General features: G+C 64.8%; 1 pseudogene. It reads left to right on the top strand.

The features are described 5' to 3' along the window. Positions 1–684: pseudogene (locus CBY09_RS23415) on the top strand (transglutaminase); the annotation flags it as partial.

Below are 684 nucleotides of genomic sequence, written 5' to 3' on the forward strand. Positions count from 1 at the left end.
GCCCGCCAGCCTGCAGCACCAGTTCAGCTACACCCTGAGCGACAACTGGGGCAACGAGCTACTGAGCTACACCGCCCCCACCAGCCAACTCGTGGGCAAACGCCTGACCCTGAGCTACGTTCCGGCCGACCAGGCCACCACCGACCTCATCGCCAGCTATTTGCCCAAGCCCAATGCCGACGGCAGCCCCATCCGGCCTGACCAACTGCCCACCAGCCTGCCAGGTTACCTGATCCGCCTCAAACCTACGATCACGCTGGATGGCCAAGTGGTGGCTCAAAGCAGCACGGCCGTCACAATGGGCACCGACCTGCAAGGGCAGGGCGGCTTCACCCAGCTGCACAACCCCACCCAGTGGGACCTGACCCCCGACGCCAGCCACACGGCCGGGCAAGCCACCGCCATCGGCATCAGCGCAGGCGGCATCAGCGCCAAACAGCTCGACACCCTCAAGACCAGGCTGGAGAACACCAAAACCCAGCTGCAGGCCAACAACCTGCAGAACCTCACGGGTGAACAAATCTCCGGCGACCTGCTCACCGCCACCATCTGGAGCTGGTTCGCTGCAGCAGAGAGCCACAACCGCCTGAGCCAGAACCAGGCAGGCATGGTGGAAAACCCCGGCCTCAGCTACGGCCTATTCCACGCCGTGGCCGACCCTATCTACAGCTGGGGCGTGGTGCG

The organism is Acidovorax kalamii, from assembly GCF_002245625.1.
Taxonomy (GTDB): Bacteria; Pseudomonadota; Gammaproteobacteria; order Burkholderiales; family Burkholderiaceae_C; genus Acidovorax; species Acidovorax kalamii.